This window comes from Xanthomonas sp. NCPPB 2250 (assembly GCF_056725265.1).
The window spans coordinates 3,989,163-4,005,806 of the sequence record NZ_CM161520.1; the positions used below are offsets into that span (position 1 = coordinate 3,989,163).

Consider the following 16,644-nt stretch of genomic DNA (forward strand, 5'->3'; position numbering starts at 1 on the left):
CTTTACCATGCGCCGTCCCCACTGCGAGCCGATGCCATGCCCGACAGCCTCCACGACCTGCAGGCCGCCCAGCGCGCCTTCGCCGACGCCCGCGACTGGGGTCAGTTCCACAGTCCGCGCAATCTCGCCGCGGCGCTGTCGGTGGAAGCGGCGGAATTGCTGGAGCATTTCCAGTGGCTGGACGATGCGCAGAGTCGGCAGTTGTCTGCAGAAAAAAAGCAGCAGGTCGGCAGCGAGATCGCCGACGTGCTGCTGTATCTGGTGCAGTTGTGCGACAAGCTGGAGATCGATCCGATCGACGCCGCGCAGCGCAAGATGCTGGCCAACGCCGCCAAGTATCCGGTGGAGCGCGCCAAGGGCCGCATCACCAAGTACACCGAGCTGTAAGACCCCGGCGAGTCGCGCCGATCGCGGATGCGTCGACGCGCGGCGGTGGCATCCGCCGCCGCGCGCCATGGAGCGACTAGCCGCTCGAGCGCGAACTGCGTGTGCGCGCGGACGACGTCTTGCCTGCGCGCTTGCTGGTCGTGCGCCTGCTGGATGCGCTCTTCTTCGCTGGTGTCTTCCTGGCGACCGAGGTCTTCGCCGTCGACTTTTTCGACGCTGTCTTCCTGGGCGCTGTCTTCTTCGATGCCGCCTTCTTCGTCGCAGTTTTCTTTGCCGAAGAAGTCTTGCTCGCCACCTTCTTGCTCGCGGCCTTCTTGGCCGGCGTCTTCCTGGCCGAGGCGGTCTTCGCCGTGCGCTTCTTCGCGGCAGCCGTCCGCGTACCGGCCTGCTTTGCCCGGGTCTTCGCGGCCTTCTTGGCTGCGTTTTTGCGCACCGTCGCGCCCTTGGTCTGCGCGGCCTTCTTCGCCGCGGCCGAGCGGCTGCTGGCACTGCGCTTCTTCGCCGCGCGCTTGGTCTGCGTCGACAGCGCCTCGCTGCCCACCGTCTGCGTTGCGTTCTTGCCCTTGCTGGCGGTCTTCAGCGCCTTCTTGGCGCCGCGCGAGCGCGTTGGCGACGGCTTGGCCTGCTTGCCGCCCTTGGCCTCTTCCTGCGCAACCTTCTTCTTGGTGTCTTTCGACGCCGTCTTCGACGCGCCGGTCTTGACCCCGGCGCGGCGCGCCTTGGACAGGCCGATGGCGATCGCCTGCTTGGTCGACTTCACCTGGGTCTTGCCCTCGCGCACGCGGTCGATTTCCTCGCGCACGAATTCGCCGGCCTGGGTCGTGCCAGCCTTGCCTTCGCGCTTGGCACGGCGCGCACGGGTGGAGGTGGATTGCTCCGGCATCGATACATCTCCTGAAAGCGGCCACGACGGCCATCGGCTCCGGGTGTAGCAACGCGCAGGTCAAGAGCAGGCATACGACAGGCGAAGCGCGCGTGCATATGCCTGCACGCGGAAGACGGCGCAATCAGCTGTCGCGACCGCACAACGCCGGCGAATAGGTCTGGATGGCATGCTGGATCGGCGCGTGTCGTCCGTACATCAACGCGCCGACCAGGACCACCGACACGATGGCGTACCTGCGCAGGCGCGCAGGCAGCTGCGGCGCACCGCGCCACTGCAGATAGCACGCCGTTGCGGCGCACCGCGCCACTGCAGATAGCACGCCGTCGTCGCCGCCCCGACCACCACACCGGCCGCGACCTCGGACAGGCTGTGCGCACGCGCGTAAACGCGGGCAATGGCGATCACACTGGCGATGGCGAACCCGCAGGCGATCGCCAGCCGCGGCCGCGGACGGGCGCGCAGGCACAGCATGCAGGCCATCGGCCATACGCAGGCGGCGAGCATGGTGTGTCCACTGATCACCCGGAACTGCAGCGCGCGCAGTTCCACCCCACAGCCGGCGTAGAGAATCTTGGTCGCCCCGACCAGGGCCGCGGCGCTCGCCAGCAGGCCAAGCCACGTCGCCGCGGCGCGCCATCCATCACTCCCCAAGGCCAGCCACAGCGCGCAGACGAGCGCCAGCGGCAGCGTCATCGCCGCGTCGCCGAAGTTGCTGATGGCAGACCACATGCTGGGGAAAACGTCCTTCGGCGTACGCGTCGTTCGGAGCCACCGACGCCGTGCGCCGGGGCGGCCATGATACGGGCGATCGCTCGAACGGGAAGATCGTGGTGCGCAGCGCGCGACGGAGGCGCAAGCGCGGCCACGGATCCAGCCGCCGCCCCGCGCGTGCCGGCAGCCCCCTGAGCCACAGCAAGCCCCTGATAGGAGCGGCTTCAGCCGCGACGGGCTTTACAGGGAACGCCCATCGCGGCTGAAGCCGCTCCTACAGCACACGTCTCGAAGCCATCAAAGGCGCCCTGACGCCGCTTCTGCACGAAAGCCTGCATCTGTTCGCGTGCAGCGTAGGCAACGCACGCACGCGCTTTTCAGCTCGCGCGTGCGGCGCGCCCCACTGCGACCGCCTGCGGCGCCGGCTCCCAGCCGAACACACTGCGCCCGCCATAGGCGTGCGACTGCGCGCGTTCCTCGGCGATGTAGTCCTCCACCGACGGACCGCGTGCGGTCGGTTCCAGCAAGCGCGCCTGCGCGTCCAGGCGGCGGATCGCGTCCAGTTTCTCTTCGCGGCCCAGCTTGGCCTGCGCCACCGCGGTCTTGAGCACGCCGATGGTGTGGTCGTAGACCCGCGTCGGCACGGGGAACGGATGCCGGTCCTTGCCGCCATGGGCCAGCGAGAACCGTGCCGGATCGCTGAAACGGCACGGCGCGCCGTGCAGCACCTCGGCCACCAGCGCCAGCGCGCGCACCGTGCGCGCGCCGACGCCCGGCACCTGCAGCAGGTCGGCGAAATCGCGCGGGCCGCATTCGGCGGCGGCGGCCAGCGCACCGTGCAGGCGCCGCACCACGATGTCGCTGCCGCGCACGTCGTGGTGGTCGGGCAGCGACAGATGCGGCAGGTCGGCCGGCCGGCGCTCGGGCACCGTGGCGGCCACCGGCGCGAACAGGTCGCCGGTCTCCGCGAACAGCGCATCGGTGGCCTGCGCAGCGGCGCCCCGCCCCTGCGCGGCGTGGGTCGGCGCCGCGGCGGCCGATGCCGGCGTCCGCGCGGCCTCCAGCGCGGCGTATTCGCGGGCGATGCGCTCCGGTGCCAGCGTCTGCAGCAGCTCCACCTGCGCCGCACGCGCGGCGGCGGCGCGATGATCGGCGAGATTGACGATGCGTCCCTGCCGCGGGCCGTCGATCGCCGCATGCGGCGCATCGACGAAGCTGCTCAGGCCTTCCGACAGCCAGTGGTAGCGGCGTGCCTGCTTGCGCGCGCCGTGCATGCCCTGCTGCACCACCACCCAGCGCCCGTCGTCGCTGACGATGAAGCCGTGCAGGTACAGGTCGAAGCCGTCCTGCACCGCGGCACTGTCGACCTTGGCCACCAGGCGGCTGACCCGCGCCAGGTCCGCGCCGTCCAGACCGGTGCGCTCGCCCACCGCCTGCAGCTCGTCCGGCGTGGCCCGCGAATGCCGCCCGCGGCCGCCGCACACGTGGATGCCCAGTTCGCCGGACAGCGGCGCCAGGCCGCGCTTGAGCGCGCCCAGCACGCTGGTGGTGATGCCGGAGGAATGCCAGTCCATGCCCATCACCGCCCCCAGCGACTGGAACCAGAACGGATGCGCCAGGCGCCGCAGCAATTCGTCGCGGCCGTAGCTGTGCACGATGGCCTGGCACATCACCGCGCCGAGCCGGGTCATGCGCGCGCCCAGCCAGTGCGGCACGCGACCGCCATGCAGGGGCAGATCGGCGCTGCCGGAACGTCGGCTCATGGGGGCTCCGAGGAACGGGGTGCACCAGGGTAGCCAGTGCGGGTCTCAGCGCGCGAGTCTGGAGGCGAGCGCAGGCTGAGTGATTCAGTGCGGCCGCACGCGCGAAAGCACCCAGGGCGCTGCATGGATCGGCCCTGCTCGTTGCGTGTCCCGCAGCGCATGCCTTTCGACGACGCCGACGGGCAACTGGATCCCCAAGGGAGTCAGCGCCGCTCTTACGGAGGCAAGCACCTCCGCGCAACCGCGCCTGCCATCGAGGCTTCAGCCCTGACAGAACGTGTTATGGCTTGCGTCCCGGTCCAGGCGAACGCATCGCGCGGCAGCGGACCGACGACGTCGCTGCGACGACGTAGGCTGCGCGACGCCGCATCCTGTTCCTTACGCTGCCTTGCAGCTCAGCTGGCCGCGCCAGGGCCGTCACATCCTGTCGTGCTTCGACACCGATTCGATCGATGTCTACCAGGTGCATCGCCCTGCGATTGCACAGTTCGCCTTGGACCACCGGCGCTTCGGCGGCGAGTTCAGCTACGACCGGATGAGCTGGATCAAGCCGAGTTTACTGTGGATGATGTACCGCGCCGGTTGCGCGCAGAAGCAAGCGTAGGAGCGGATCCTGGCGATCCGGCTGCCACGCGCCTGCTTCCACTACGCAGGCACTGCCGGCACGGCATCACGCACACGGCGCGCGACACGCGCCGGGCATAATGCCCCTCAGGTCGACTGTCGCCACACGCCCGATGTCCTACGCCGCCCTCCGCACGCTGCTCGCCTCCTGGGGCGAACTGCGTCCGCAACCTGCATCCGACTGGCAGGGCACGCTGCCGCTGCCACAGGCGCTCGCCGACTTCTATGCGCAGGTGGGGCCATGGGGCGACATCCGCGACGCCACGGCCGGCCCCACCGGCCTGTCGCTGCAACTCGGCGGCAACCCGCTCGACATTCCCGCGTTGTGCAAGCTGTGGGCGCTGCAGGCCGGCTACCGCTGGAACGCGATCGACGGCAAGCCCATAGCCGCCTGGCGCGACCACTGGCTGGTGATCGCGGACCAGGGCGCGGACCCTGTCATCCTCGACACCGCCAGCGGCGGCGTGCTGTTCGCGTTCCACGGGGCCGGCACATGGCGCCCCCGACCGCTGGCCGCCAGCCTGGAGATCGCATTCGGTGGCCTGGCGACCATGGCCAACACCATGGCCGAACTCGGCGATGCCGCATTCGACGACAGCGCCGCGCTGTGCGCCACTGCCCACAACGCGGTCGCCGCGTCGCTGGCCGCCTACCTGGGCAGCGACGTCGAGGCCGCGCGCTTTCTGGAAACGCTGGATTGGTAGCGGGCTGAGCAAGCAGGGCGCGGCTGCGCCAAGCGCGACGTCTACGCCCACGTTGGCGACGGCATCGCCCCCTGCCGGTCGCCCCATCGCGATCACGCGGATGCACGGTGATGTTCCAGGGAGCGCGCCTGCCGACCCACGATTATCGTGCACCGCATCACAACTTCCCGCTCCTGATGAGGTAGCGTGACCATCGGGGCCCAAACAGGGGGATTTGCCGATGACGTTTCGTACCACGCGGCGCGGGCTGTTGCTCGGCGCCGGTTCGTTCGCGTTGCTGTCGCACGTGCCGATGGGCCTGGCCCTGCCGCGCACGCCGGCGAAGACGCCGGCCTTCATCGATGCGCTGATCGCGCGGATGACGCCGGAAGAGAAGGCCGGGCAGCTGACCCTGTTCGGTTCGGCGCAGCAGACCGATGCGGCGGCCGCCGCCAATCCGGTCAACGTGCGCCCCACCGCCGAGGGCCAGTTGGCCGCGGCGCGCGCCGGACGCCTGACCGGCATCTTCAACGGCTCCAACGTGCGCTGGCACCAGCAACTGCAGCAGGCCGCGCTGGAGAGCCGGCTGAAGATCCCGATGCTGTTCGCCGCCGACGTGATCCACGGCTTCACCACCGTGTTCCCGGTGCCGCTGGGCGAAGCCGCCAGCTTCGAGCCGGAGCTGGCGCAACGCACCGCGCGTGCCGCCGCGCTGGAGGCCAGCGCGGTCGGCATCGACTGGACCTTCGCGCCGATGGTCGACATCGCCCGCGATGCACGCTGGGGCCGCGGCGTGGAAGGCAGCGGCGAGGACGTGCTGCTGGGCCGGCGCTTCGCCGAGGCGCGCGTGCGCGGCTTCCAGGGCGAGGGCATCGACCATGCCGATGCGCTGGCCGCCTGCGCCAAGCACTTCGCCGCCTACGGCGCGGCCGAGGCCGGCCTGGACTACAACACCGTCGACATCTCCGAGCGCACCCTGCGCGAGGTGTATTTCCCGCCGTTCCAGGCCGCCTTCGGCGCCGGCGCGGTGACCACCATGGCCTCCTTCAACGAGCTGTCCGGCGTGCCGGCCACCGCCAACACCTGGCTGCTCAGCCAGGTGCTGCGCGGCGAGTGGAACTACAGCGGCCTGGTCGTCTCCGACTACACCGGCGACCTGGAACTGGTCGCGCACGGCTACGCCCGCGATGCGCGCGACGCGGCGCGGCTGGCGTTCCTGGCCGGCGTGGACATCAGCATGCAGAGCGGGCTGTACCTGCAGCACCTGCCCGGCCTGGTCGCCGACGGTGCGGTGCCGATGGCGCGGCTGGACGACGCGGTGCGCCGCGTGCTGCGCTTCAAGGCCGCGCTGGGCCTGTTCGACGACCCGTTCCTGCGCATCGTGCCCGAGCGCGCGCAGGCGCGGCAGCGGCGTCCGGAGACGCTGGCGCTGGCGCATGAGGCGGCGCGCAAATCGGTGGTGCTGCTCAAGAACGAGGGCGAGCTGCTGCCGCTCAAGCGCCAAGGCCAGCGCATCGCGCTGATCGGGCCGATGGCCAGCAACTGGGTGGAGAGCGCCGGACCGTGGACGCTGTTCGGCGGCGACGACAGCGGCAACGACCTGGCCACGGCCCTGCGCGCGCAACTGGCCGATCCGGCCGCGTTGCAGGTGGTGGAAGGCTGCGCGTTCGAACACGCATTGCCGGGCGGCGTGCAGGCGGCGGTCGCCGCGGCGACCGCCGCCGACGTGGCGATCCTGGCCATCGGCGAACCGCTGCGCTACTCCGGCGAAGCGCAGTCGCGCACCGACATCAGCATTCCCGGCGCGCAGCAGTCGCTGCTGGCCGCGGTGGCGGCCACCGGCACGCCGGTGGTGGTGGTGCTCAGCAATGGCCGTGCGCTGGTGCTCGACGGCGCGGTGCTGGACGCGCCGGCGATCCTGGTCAGTTGGTTCCTCGGCTCGGCCTCCGGCCCGGCGCTGGCCGACATCCTGTTCGGCGTGCACGGCCCCTCCGGGCGCCTGCCGGTGAGCTTCCCGCACGAATCCGGGCAGTCGCCGTACTACTACGCGCACAAGCCCACCGGTCGCCCGGATCCGCGCCCGAACGCGCTGACGCCGTTCACCACCCACTACCGCACGATCTCCAACACCGCGCTGTTCCCGTTCGGCCACGGCCTGACCTATGGCCGCATCGAGTACGGCGAACTGACCTTGAGCACGTCGCGGCTGGCCGCCGGCGGCACGCTGAAGATCGCCGCACGCATCCACAACCGCGGCCACCGAGACGCCGAGGAAGTGGTGCAACTGTATGTCCGCGACCGCAGCGCCAGCATCACCCGCCCGGTGCGCGAACTGAAGGATTTCCGCAAGGTCGCGGTGCCGGCCGGCGGCAGCGCCAGCGTGGAGTTCGTCCTGCGCCGCGAGGATCTGCTGTTCGTCGGCCAGGCGCTCAAGCCGACGGTGGAACCGGGCCAGTTCGATCTGTGGGTAGCGCCCTCGGCGCAGGCACCGGGGCTGACGGCCAGCTTCGAACTGCTGGGCTGATCGCCGCATCGGCAGCCGCTGGCGGTGGCGGCCACGCTGTCGCCACCGCGGCAGGCGCGTGGCCAACGCGGGCGGCGTTTCACGTCGGCGGCACTGCGCGCTCACGTGGTGCTGCCGCGCACGGCGCTCAGATGGGAATGTCGTCTGCAGCGATGTCGCGCATCGCGCGCGCCAGATCCTTGCGTCGCATCCGCAGACGATGCCGCACCGGCGGCGCTTGCGATGCGCACCGCCGCGCCTTCCCCCACGCCAGGAGCCGCGCCATGCACGACCACGATCCCGACCACTCCGCCGGCCGCCGCCGCGCGCTCGGCGCCCTCGGCAGCGGCCTGGCCGCTGGCGGCGCACTGGCGATGTCCGCCGGCGCCAGCGCGCAACCCGCCGCTGCGACCGGCGCCGCCCGCCCGCCGATGCAGAACCCGCGCACGCAGTACCCGCGGCCGCCGTTCGACACGCCGAAACAGGAATGGCCGGGCCTGGCCTCGAAGATGGTGCCGGTGCCCGACCATGGCGAGCGCAGCTACGTCGGCTCCGGCCGCCTCACCGGGCGCAAGGCGCTGATCACCGGGGGCGACTCGGGCATCGGCCGCGCCGCGGCGATCGCCTTCGCCCGCGAAGGCGCGGACGTGGCGATCAACTACATGCCGCAGGAAGAATCGGACGCGCGCGAGGTGGTCGCGCTGATCCGTGCGGCCGGGCGCAAGGCCGTGGCCATCCCCGGCGACCTGCGCGACGCCGCATTCTGCAAACGACTCGTCGCGCAGGCGGTGCAGCAACTCGGCGGCCTGGACCTCCTGGTCAACAACGCCGCGCGACAGACGGCGCAGACATCGCTGCTGGACATCGACGACCAGCAACTGGACGACACCCTCAAGACCAACCTCTACGCGCTGTTCTGGGTGACCCGCGCCGCCCTGCCGCACCTGCCGGCGGGTGCGGCGATCATCAACACCACCTCCATCGTCGCCGACGACCCACCCGAGTCGCTGCTCGATTACGCCACCACCAAGGGCGGCATCGTCAGCTTCACCAAGAGCCTGGCCAAGCAGTTGGCGCCCAAGGGCATCCGCGTCAACGCGGTCGCACCGGGGCCTTACTGGACGCCGCTGCAGCCCAGCGGGGGGCAGTTCATGGACAAGCTCAAGACCTTCGGCGCCGACGGCCCCACCGGCCGCCCCGGGCAACCGGCGGAGATCGCGCCGATCTACGTGCTGCTGGCCTCGCAGGAATCCAGCTTCACCACCGGCAGCGTGTTCAGCAGCGTCGGCGGACGCGGCAACGTGGGTTGATTCGCCGTCACGTCATGCGGCTGTAGGAGCGGCTTCCGCCGCGACGGGCATTCCTGCGACAGCCCGTCGCGGCTGAAGCCGCTCCTACGTGGGTTTATCCAAGGCAGAAAGCGTGCAATGTCACCGTCCGATCACTCCGCCAACTCCGCCGCCAGTGACGGCGCGGTTCGACTGTCGGCCTGCTGCGCCACCACACCCGGCACACCCGCCACGACGGCCTTGGTTGATTCGCCGCCAGGCCGTCAGGCGATCGTAGGAGCGGCTTCAGCGGCTACAGGCACTCCTGGGAACGCCTGTCGCGGCTGAAGCCGCTCCTATGTGGATTTAGGCCAGGCGACACGCGTGCAATGCCCCATGCCGCAGCCCGATCATCCTGCCAATTCCGCCGCAAGGAACGGCGCGGTTCGACTGTCGGCCTGCTGCGCCACCACGCCCGGCACGCCCGCCGCCACGACCTTGCCCCCCGCCCCACCCGCGCCTGGCCCCATGTCGATGATCCAGTCGCTGGCCGCGGCCACGCGCATGTCGTGCTCCACCGCCACCACGGTGTTGCCCGCCTCCACCAGCCCGTGCAATTGCCGCAGCAGCGTGTCCACGTCGGCCGGATGCAGACCGGTGGTGGGTTCGTCCAGCACGTACACGGTGCCGCGGCGCTGCGCGCGCTGCAGCTCGCTGGCCAGCTTGATGCGCTGCGCCTCGCCGCCGGACAGTTCGGTGGCCGGCTGGCCCAGGCGTAGATAGCCAAGTCCCACCTCCATCAGCACCTGCAGCGGCCGCGCGATCGGCATATCGTCGGCGAAGAAATCCAAGGCCTCCGCTACCGTCATCCGTAGCACCTGCGCGATGTTGCGGCCGTGCAGCTCGATCTCCAGCGTCTTGGCGTTGTAGCGCGCACCATGGCAGGTCGGGCACGGCGCATACACGCTAGGCATGAACAGCAGTTCCACGCTCACCGCCCCCTCGCCTTCGCACGTCTCGCAGCGCCCCTTGGCGACGTTGAACGAAAAACGCCCGGCGTCGTACTTGCGCTTGCGCGCTGCCGGCGTGGCCGCGAAGCGCTTGCGCACGTGGTCGAACAGGCCGGTGTAGGTGGCCAGGTTGGAGCGCGGGGTGCGCCCGATCGGCGCCTGGTCCACCTGCACCAATCGCCGCACGTGTTCCAGGCCGCCGGCGATGTAGCCATCGGTGGCGACGCGCGCGCCGCGCTCCAGCGGATCCAGTTCCTCCTCCGCCTCGGCCGGCGCCTGGCCCAGTTGCGTGCCCAGCAACTCCACCAGCGCCTGGCTGACCAGCGAGGACTTGCCCGAGCCGGACACGCCGGTGACGGTGGTGAACACACCCAGCGGGATGTCCACGTCCAGCGCGACCACGTTGTTGCGGCTGACCTCGCGCAACTGCAGCCAGCCCTCCGGCGTGAGCGGCGCCTGCGCGGCGGCCTGCGGCGTGGCGAACAGATAGCGGCGCGTGGACGAGGCCTGCACCTGTGCCAGTCCCGCCGGCGGACCGCTGTACAGCACCTGCCCGCCATGCTCGCCTGCACCGGGGCCGACATCGACGATCCAGTCGGCATGGCGGATCACGTCGATCTCGTGCTCGACCACGAACAGCGAATTGCCCGCGCCCTTGAGCTGGTCCAGCGCGCCCAGCAGCGCCTGCGTGTCGGCCGGATGCAGGCCCGCCGACGGCTCGTCCATCACGTAGACCACGCCGAACAGCTGTGAGCGGATCTGCGTGGCCAGGCGCAGCCGCTGCAGTTCGCCGGGCGACAGCGTCGGCGTGCTGCGTTCCAGGGTCAGATAGCCCAGCCCCAGCGCCTCCACCACCTGGATCCGCGCCAGCAGGTCCTGGGCGATGCGCTGTGCGGCCAGCGCCTGTTCCGGATGTCGCGAACGGCCCTGCATGCGGCCCTCGGCCGCGGGCCGCAGCAGCTCGGCCACCTCGCCGAGCGGGCGCTGCGACAGTTCGCCGATGTCCAGCCCGGCGAAGGTCACCGACAGCGCCTCGCGGCGCAGCCGCTTGCCGTCGCAACTGGGGCACGCGGTGCTGATCAGGTACTGCGCCACGCGCTTCTTGATCAGCGCGCTCTGGGTGCTGGCGAAGGTGTGCAGCACGTAACGGCGCGCGCTGCTGAAGGTGCCCATGTACGCCGGCTCCTGCTTGCGCTTGAGCGCACGCTGGGTCTCGGCCAGGGTGAAGCCGGGATACACCGGCGCGGTCGGTTGCTCGTCGGTGTACAGGATCCAGTCGCGGGTCTTCTTCGGCAGCTTCGCCCACGGCACGTCGACATCGTGGCCAAGCGTGGTGAGGATGTCGCGCAGGTTCTGCCCGTGCCAGGCCGGGGGCCACGCCGCCACCGCGCGCTCGCGGATGCTCAGCGAACGGTCCGGCACCATCGACGCCTCGGTGGCGTCGTAGATGCGCCCCAGCCCATGGCAGGTGGGGCAGGCGCCGGCCGGCGTGTTCGGCGAGAAGCCGTCGGCGTGGATGATGTCCTGCCCCGGCGGATAGGTGCCGGCACGCGAATACAGCATGCGCAGCGAGTTGGAGATGGTGGTGACGCTGCCCACCGACGAGCGCGTGCTCGGCGCACCGCGATGCTGCTGCAGCGCCACCGCCGGCGGCAGGCCGTCGATGGCGTCCACGTCGGCCACGCCGGCCTGGTCGATCAGGCGCCGCGCATACGGCGAGATCGAATCCAGGTAACGCCGCTGCGCCTCGGCGAACAGCGTACCGAACGCCAGCGACGACTTGCCGGAGCCGGACACGCCGGTGAACACCACCAGCGCATCGCGCGGCAGCTCGACGTCCACGTCCTTGAGGTTGTGCTCGCGCGCGCCACGGACGCGCACGAAGCCGGAAGCGGCGAAAGCGGAAGGCGTGGACATGGGCAAGACCGGCAACGCGAAGGAGCGCGCAAGCTTAGCCGGTCGGCTGACATCGGCGTGTCGCGGCGGACGCGATGCAGCACGCTCGGTCGGCCGTCGGCGAAGGCGAACCGTCGCCGGTGCCTCAGGTCTCAGCTCAACGCAGGCGCCGCCAGCGTGTCGGCATCCTCGTCGCGCGCGGCCAGCGCCTGCATCCGCGTCACCGCAGTGGCGAACGCGCGCAGCACCGCTACGCCGCGTTCGGCGTAGATCGCATGCAGCGCCTGGTAGTACCACAACGTGCCGTCGCGCCCGGCAGTGAAGCGCTCGAACACTGCCGCACCGACCTCGGGATCTTCCAGATCGGCGACGATGCTGCGTGCGTTGTAGAGCTTGTCGCAGGCCGACACCAGCAGCACCGCATCCGGCGCCTCGGCCAGATGCGCCAGATACGCCTGCTTGCGGATGCGCCAGTCGCGGCGTTTGGCCGGCACGTCCGCGGGCACTGCCTTGCGCTCGGCCGTGGCGTCGGTGCAGGCCATCACCATGTCGGCCACCGCCTCGCCGAACTGCGCGCGGATCACGCCCTCATGGCCGGCACCGCAATCCTCCACCACGTCGTGCAGCAGCGCCGCGATCGCCTGGTCCTCGTCGCCGCCGGCCTCCAGCACCAGCGTCGACACGCCCAGCACGTGGCTCAGATACGGCACCGTGCCGCCCTTGCGGAACTGGCCGGCGTGGGCGATGCGCGCGTAGTCCACGGCGCGCGCGTAGCGTTCGGTGAGAGCGGTCATGCGGCGATCCTGACGGAACAGGCCGGCATTATCGCCAAACTTGCCGGCGTGAGCGCGTGGAGACGCGAGTGGAGGTGGCCGCCGTTCAAGCCGCGTGCGGCGGCCGTTGCGCGCATGCTCGGCCCGACAACACGCACGGACGCAGGCTGCCGCGCAGCCCTGCCCTGATCCAAGCGCATTCCCCGCTTACACTTCCCTGCTCCCACGCCACCGCAACGCCCGCACACATGGACGTCCGTCATCTCGACCAGCACGCCCCGGAACTGCCACAGATCGCCGCCTGGTACCACGCGGCCTGGGGCCGCGAGGCGGGTTTCACCCTGGACGACGAACTGCGCCAACTCCAGCGTGCCCCGGATGCGCATGGCCTACCGCGGCGGCTGGCCGCCTTCGATGGCGCCCAGCCGATCGCCGTGGTGCAGCTGAAAGACCGGGAAATGGACGCCTTCCCGCAATACCCGTACTGGCTGGGCGGCATGTACGTCGCCGAGGCCTATCGCGGGCGCGGCATCGCCGGTCGCCTGCTCGCCCATGCCCTGGCCGACGCCGCGGACCTTGGCCTGGACGCCCTGTACCTACAGACCGAGCAGTTGGACGGGGGCCTGTACGCCCGCCACGGCTGGCAGCCCGTGCAGGAAGCCGATTCCCACGGCAGCCGCGTGCTGCTGATGGTCCGCCCGGTCGGCTGAGCGGGTGCCCACGTGGCCGCGCCTGCACATTACTTTTCCCCCGCGCCGCGTTAACGTGGCGCTTGGAAAGATAGGGCGTCAGCCACCAACCGACCGCCCGCTCGACACACACGCATGAACGCAGCGCCGAGGATGCAACCCACCATGATCACCGACACCGTCCACGCCGTGGACGACACCGCTACCGACAGTGCCCCGACCCCACCCGCACGCCGCGCCGCCGTCTCCGGCCGCGCCGCCGCGCACAGCGTGTACCGCTCGCCGCTGTCCGCCGACGACGCCAGCGGCGACGCACTGCGCCTGCGCGAACAACGCGCCAAGCGCGCGGCGCAGGTCGCCGCCGTGGGCACCGTCGCCGCCCTGGCTGCCGTGGCCCTGATCGCCTGGCGTCGCGCACGGCGCTGACCGCGCAACAGCCCAAGACGGATCCGGCATCATGCGCCGAGCAGGAAGCTCGGCATCGCCTCTGCAAGGAACGTCCTCATGACGCCATGGCACCGCATCGCCCAATTCGCCGGCCTGGCGCTGGTCGCCAGCGCCTGCAGCATGCCCGCCGCCGCCCGCAAGACGCCCATGGCCTCGGCGGTGCTGCGCGTCCCGGCCGACCTGCCCAACCAGCGCCTGTTCGACTGCGCCGAATCCAGCATCGCCACCCTGTCGGAGACCAGCAGTTCCTGGCCCAAGGTCACCCGCGAAGATCCGGCCAAAGGCATCCTGGAATCGGGCGACTTCCCCGAAACGAACCGCAGCGGCTTTCGCCTGCGCCTGGAGCGTCCACCGGGCGCCAGCCAGGCCAAGCTCGCCCTCAAGGGCGCCGGCGCCTATTTCGTCGACCTGGGCGTCGACCAGGCGATGCAGGATCTCAAGACCGCACTGGATCGCTGCGTCGCCACGCAGCCGCAGTGAGCCCGAATAGGACACTGCGGTTCTGATCCCGGCGCCATCACAGCGACCAAGGAAGGACACGACCATGCCCCATTACGCCATCGAAGCCCGCTCGCTCGGCGTCATCGGCATCGCGGGCCACGCCTTCTGGGTGCTGCGCGACGAACACGGCAAGGCCGTGGCGGAACTGCATGGCCTGGCCACCGACCGCCAGACCGGCCAGGCCATCCCCATCGGCACCGACGCCACCCGGCACTCGCTGCGCGCCTGGCACTACCCGCACGATCCTGACTATGCCCGCTCCATCGGCGAGAAGGTCGACAGCACCACCTACATCCGCGACGACCAGCCGGCGCGCACGGTGGCCACAGGCGACAAGAACGAAATCCTGGAGCGCTGGAATACCGCGGTGCGCGCTGTGCCGGAACTCAACGCACAGGATCGCGACTACCCAAACTATGGCTTCAAGGTCTTCGGCGAGACCGTCAACAGCAACTCCGCCTACCGCACCTTCGGCGAACTCATGGACGTGCCCGTGCAGGGCTTCCGTGGACGCCTCGAACCCGGCATCGGCAACCGCATGCTCTCGCCGGAACGTACCGAGGAACTGCGCTACCACGCACCGGACGAACAGGATCGGCAGCGCGCACCCGCGCCCGCGGCCGATCCCACGCGCGCCGACCATCCCGATCACACGCTGCTGCAGCAGATCCGCGACAAGGTCCAAGGCCTCAACGGCCCTGGCCAGTTGAACCCGGCCGACAACGACCGCGTCAGCGCCAGCCTGTACGCCCTGGCCAAGCAACACCACTTCAGCAGCGTCGACCAGGTCGCGCTCAGCCAGCAGACCGCAACCGCTGCCCCTGGCGAAGCATCTTCATCGCGCAGGTTTCCTGCCAACGATCCAACCAAGCAGCATGCGCATATGTCAAAGGCGTGCCTCACCGCCGCGCACAAAGGCTAATCACAAGGCTGGATGCAACATCGACTCAGGATTCAGAAGTGCGGACGATGCTGTATCCGTCTTTGCTGTAGAGACCATTGAGCCTTGAATCCAGCGTACTCATGCGAACGGAGTAACCCAAAGCGAATACGTAATGGAAGACTTCCCTTACATCCCCCAACTCGATCTGGTTTACATTTCGATTGGCGCCAGTAACCGGCTGTGCAACCCGAAAGGCCACTCTACCTGTATCGCGGCGCTTTACTCTGCAGGGGTACAGCCGGACGCCGTTACGGTGCTCAAACCAGAAGCTCGTATCTATACGTTTCACGTGCATAGCAACCCCCTAAAGTAGGCCCCGGTTTCCAGCTAGCCGCCCAGTACAACAGGCACTCCAAGCAAAAAAGACCGAGTACGAAATCCGTCCTTACTCACCCCCAGCAAGAAACCACACCGGCTTGAGCGGCAAACGCGCCCGGGCGATGTCGTCGAGCTGCGCATAGTGCGCCGTCCATAGCCCCAGTAGCTTGCGCGCATCGATCAGGCTGATGCGCCGATGCGACTGCCGCGCCTCGTAGTCCGCGTCCTTGGTGAAGCCGGACAGGGCCACGAACAGGCCCACGTCGCCCTCGCCAAGGACGGCCATGAAGCTGCGCAGACCCATCACGTCGATGCGCGGGGAGTTGGCGTTGCGCTTGACCTGCACCTTGATGCGTGGTGGCCGGGTGCCGAGCGGGTCGTTGTAGGCAATGATGTCGGTGCCGCCGTCCTTGCCGGGCGGGGCGATCCAAGCGACGTGGTAGCCCATTGCCTTCAGCAGTGAGCCGACCAGTTCCTGGAAATCGTAAGGCGGCATCGCCGCCAGGTACGCCTCGATCTCGGTCCAGGCCATCTCCTCGGCTTCTTCCAGGGTGATGGTGGCCGAACCTTCGCCGAGTTCTTCCTCGCCCTCCTCGTCCTCGATCGGGTCGGGCTGGGCGCTCTTCCATTTGCGGTAGAGCTGGCCGACCGCGCGGGTGAACTGTTCGGGGTCGGGGTAGGCATGCAAGGCAGCTTCGCCATCGGGTGTCAGCGTCCAGATGCCCTTGTCCTTGACCATCCAACCGGCCTTCACCGGCGCTACGGTGCTGAAGCGCACGATCTTCTCGAAACGGCGGCCGCCGGTCTGGTAGTCCCCTGCCTCGTACTCGGTCATCGTGACCTGCTTCGCCAGCACCTCCAGCGCGTCGCTGGCGCGCATCCCCTCCGGCTGCGCCTTGAGGATCTGGAACAGCATGCGGATCAGCTCGCCTTTGCGGCGCTTGGTGATGTTGGCCATCGGCTCTCCATGTCTCCGGTGTGTTGGCGCGGGGCGCAGGTGCAATGATAGCTGCCTTCGCATCGCTCGAACTTCCAGCCAGGCTTCGCCGTACACGTTCGCCGTCGAAGCGGAAGCGTCTGCTGCCCCCTCATGTCACGAGGATCCGGATACAGATAGGCGACAAGATCCTCAACCTTGCAGCTACGTGTTGCAGTCGGGCACCGCACGGGCGCCTCTAGCGCTATGATCCGCCAAGCTTCGTCTCAGTGGCTCGCCTTTGCGCCTACTGACTCAATTCAGCC

Annotated in this window: 14 protein-coding genes and 1 pseudogene; 9 read left to right on the forward strand and 6 right to left on the reverse strand. The window is 69.6% G+C overall.

What is annotated here, in order from left to right; translation table 11 throughout:
* The first annotated feature begins 36 nt into the window (after positions 1-36).
* Positions 37-387, forward strand: a complete 351-nt coding sequence (locus AC1PMG_RS16000) for a nucleotide pyrophosphohydrolase (protein WP_017910143.1) — start codon at positions 37-39, stop codon at positions 385-387.
* 367 nt (positions 388-754) lie between these two features.
* On the opposite strand, the pseudogene AC1PMG_RS16005 reads toward AC1PMG_RS16000, so the two are convergent.
* The 3 genes and pseudogenes from AC1PMG_RS16005 to AC1PMG_RS16015 form a co-directional block, all read right to left on the reverse strand.
* Positions 755-1,270: pseudogene (locus AC1PMG_RS16005) on the reverse strand (DUF6496 domain-containing protein); the annotation flags it as partial.
* A gap of 198 nt (positions 1,271-1,468) precedes the next feature.
* On the reverse strand, positions 1,469-2,002 hold the full coding sequence (locus tag AC1PMG_RS16010; protein WP_481109538.1) for a phosphatase PAP2 family protein: 534 nt from the start codon (positions 2,000-2,002) through the stop codon (positions 1,469-1,471).
* Positions 2,003-2,361: 359 nt separating this feature from the next.
* Positions 2,362-3,747 (reverse strand): DUF763 domain-containing protein, encoded by a 1,386-nt coding sequence (locus tag AC1PMG_RS16015; protein WP_481109539.1) that lies wholly within the window; start codon positions 3,745-3,747, stop codon positions 2,362-2,364.
* Between the two features lie 388 nt (positions 3,748-4,135).
* Between AC1PMG_RS16015 and AC1PMG_RS16020 the strand changes: the two genes are divergently transcribed.
* The 4 genes from AC1PMG_RS16020 (at position 4,136) to AC1PMG_RS16035 (ending at position 8,867) form a co-directional block, all read left to right on the forward strand.
* On the forward strand, positions 4,136-4,351 hold the full coding sequence (locus tag AC1PMG_RS16020) for a DUF4291 family protein (protein WP_481109540.1): 216 nt from the start codon (positions 4,136-4,138) through the stop codon (positions 4,349-4,351).
* Positions 4,352-4,484: 133 nt separating this feature from the next.
* On the forward strand, positions 4,485-5,075 hold the full coding sequence (locus AC1PMG_RS16025; RefSeq protein ID WP_481109541.1) for a hypothetical protein: 591 nt from the start codon (positions 4,485-4,487) through the stop codon (positions 5,073-5,075).
* Between the two features lie 220 nt (positions 5,076-5,295).
* Positions 5,296-7,578, forward strand: coding sequence for a glycoside hydrolase family 3 N-terminal domain-containing protein (locus tag AC1PMG_RS16030; RefSeq protein ID WP_481109542.1), 2,283 nt, complete (start codon positions 5,296-5,298; stop codon positions 7,576-7,578).
* 410 nt (positions 7,579-7,988) lie between these two features.
* Positions 7,989-8,867, forward strand: coding sequence for an SDR family oxidoreductase (locus tag AC1PMG_RS16035; protein ID WP_481111690.1), 879 nt, complete (start codon positions 7,989-7,991; stop codon positions 8,865-8,867).
* A 368-nt stretch (positions 8,868-9,235) separates the two neighbouring features.
* Here AC1PMG_RS16035 and AC1PMG_RS16040 read toward each other — a convergent pair whose 3' ends face one another.
* Positions 9,236-11,752 (reverse strand): excinuclease ABC subunit UvrA, encoded by a 2,517-nt coding sequence (locus AC1PMG_RS16040; protein WP_481109543.1) that lies wholly within the window; start codon positions 11,750-11,752, stop codon positions 9,236-9,238.
* Between the two features lie 131 nt (positions 11,753-11,883).
* Entirely contained in the window at positions 11,884-12,525 is a 642-nt protein-coding gene (locus AC1PMG_RS16045; RefSeq protein ID WP_481109544.1) for an HD domain-containing protein, read from the reverse strand.
* Between the two features lie 227 nt (positions 12,526-12,752).
* On the opposite strand from AC1PMG_RS16045, the gene AC1PMG_RS16050 reads away from it, so the two are divergent.
* From AC1PMG_RS16050 to AC1PMG_RS16065, 4 genes are all read left to right on the forward strand, one after another.
* On the forward strand, positions 12,753-13,214 hold the full coding sequence (locus AC1PMG_RS16050) for a GNAT family N-acetyltransferase (protein ID WP_481109545.1): 462 nt from the start codon (positions 12,753-12,755) through the stop codon (positions 13,212-13,214).
* A gap of 144 nt (positions 13,215-13,358) precedes the next feature.
* Entirely contained in the window at positions 13,359-13,619 is a 261-nt protein-coding gene (locus tag AC1PMG_RS16055) for a hypothetical protein (RefSeq protein ID WP_267105021.1), read from the forward strand.
* Positions 13,620-13,697: 78 nt separating this feature from the next.
* A complete protein-coding gene (locus AC1PMG_RS16060; protein WP_043092857.1) occupies positions 13,698-14,120 on the forward strand; it encodes a hypothetical protein in 423 nt (140 codons plus the stop codon).
* A 64-nt stretch (positions 14,121-14,184) separates the two neighbouring features.
* The gene (locus AC1PMG_RS16065) at positions 14,185-15,063 is read left to right on the forward strand and encodes an XVIPCD domain-containing protein (RefSeq protein ID WP_481109546.1); all 879 of its coding nucleotides are present in this window, start codon (positions 14,185-14,187) and stop codon (positions 15,061-15,063) included.
* A gap of 406 nt (positions 15,064-15,469) precedes the next feature.
* Here AC1PMG_RS16065 and AC1PMG_RS16070 read toward each other — a convergent pair whose 3' ends face one another.
* A complete protein-coding gene (locus tag AC1PMG_RS16070) occupies positions 15,470-16,360 on the reverse strand; it encodes a restriction endonuclease (RefSeq protein ID WP_481109547.1) in 891 nt (296 codons plus the stop codon).
* Positions 16,361-16,644: the final 284 nt, after the last annotated feature.